The organism is Actinocorallia lasiicapitis (genome assembly GCF_054778695.1).
In genome coordinates this window covers 1-1,444 of the sequence record NZ_BAAGZI010000707.1, presented here as the reverse complement: position 1 = coordinate 1,444, position 1,444 = coordinate 1, and the positions used below count along the sequence as shown (strand labels likewise).

At 76.2% G+C, this 1,444-nt stretch carries 2 protein-coding genes; both read right to left on the bottom strand.

Annotation, left to right across the window (positions count from 1 at the left end; translation table 11 throughout):
• The coding region (locus tag ACYVE7_RS33970; protein WP_460370678.1) for an ATP-binding protein at positions 1–690 on the bottom strand (690 nt) is incomplete at its 3' end.
• Position 691: 1 nt separating this feature from the next.
• On the bottom strand, positions 692–1,444 hold a 753-nt coding region (locus ACYVE7_RS33965), incomplete at its 5' end, for a helix-turn-helix transcriptional regulator (RefSeq protein ID WP_460370675.1).

The following is a 1,444-nucleotide window of genomic DNA, read 5'->3' as shown; positions in this document are numbered from 1 at the left end:
CGCGCCCAGGGCGACCTCGGCCGTCCCGGCGTCCAGGCCCGCGAACTCGCTCCGGACGATCGACACCAGCGGATCGTGCGCCGGGGGCACCGGCCGATCGGGACCGAGCCTGGCGAGGGCCTCCAGGTAGCGGGGGACGCCCTGCGCCGCCTCCAGCGCGCGCTGGGTCTCCTCCTCGGAGAGCGGCGGATCCAGGAGGCTCCGCGCCTCCTCCTCGTCCAGCGGCTCCAGCCGGAGGGTCGGGACGGCTGCGCCGTCCAGCGCCTGCAGCAGGTCCGGCCGTACCTGGTCCGGCCGGAAGGCGAGCACCGTCAGCCGGGCTGGGCCGCCCCCGCGGACCAGCTCGACGAGGACCCGCGCCGACCGGCGGTCGGCGCGGTGGACGTCATCGAGCAGGAGCACGTCGCCGTCCCGCAGCCGGGACCGGACGGCCCCCGCCGTCGGGCCCGGGTCGAGCTCCTCGGGTTCCGCGCACCCGAGGAGCTCGCTCCACCACCCGTGCGGGCCCGGCGAGGCACGCCAGGAACGGGCGGTGAGCCCGCGTTCGGCGACCTCCCTGCGGAGCGCCGCCAGCAGATGGGTCTTGCCCATCCCGGGATCGCCGACGAGCGCCACCACGACCGCGCCCTCGTCCATGGCCCGGTCCAGCTCGGCGACGAGCTCCGTCCACAGGTGTTCGCGTCCCGCCACCTCAGGTGCCCCCGCCGCCCACCGCGATGACGGCGGCCGCCGCGACCCGGGACGACACCCCGAGCCGCGCGAAGACCTGCGACAGCCGCTTCTCGACGGTCTTCGTGCTGATCGCGAGGGTCGTCGCGATCTCCCGGTTGGTCATCCCCTCGGCGAGCAGACCGGCGATCTGCCGTTCCCGGTCGGTGAGCCGGGAGAGCACCGGTCCCCGGACGTTCCGTCCCCGCCGCCCGCCCAGACGCTTCTGCTCCAGGACGACCCGGCCGTGCCACCACCGCGCCCCGGCGCCGGCGAACAGGTTCTTGGCGTGGTAGAGCTCGGTGTCGGCGCGTTCACGGTCGGACTCGGCGAGCGCCAGGCCCGCCGCCAGATGCGCCCGGCCCATCGCGACCGGGGCCTCCGCGGCGCCGAAGATCTCCGCCGCCCTGCGCGCGCGGGCGGCCGCGCCGTCGAGGTCGCCGTCCGCCATCAGGACGTAGGACGCGGCCAGATGCGAGTAGGCCTTGGACGTCCGGAGGCCGGACCGTCCGGCGCAGTCCTCGGCCAGCCGCGCCCAGTGCCGTGCCGAGGCGGTGTCCTCCAGCAGGAACGCGGCGAACGCCAACGTGGTGAGGCAGGACAGCCGGTGGTGGCCGTCGATCCGCAGGAGTTCGGGGCCGCCGCCGGCCCTGACCATCTCGGTGACGCAGCCGGCCGCGTCACCGCTCAGCAGCCGCACCCGGGCGCGCTGGCTCCGCGCCAGGACGCCCCACAG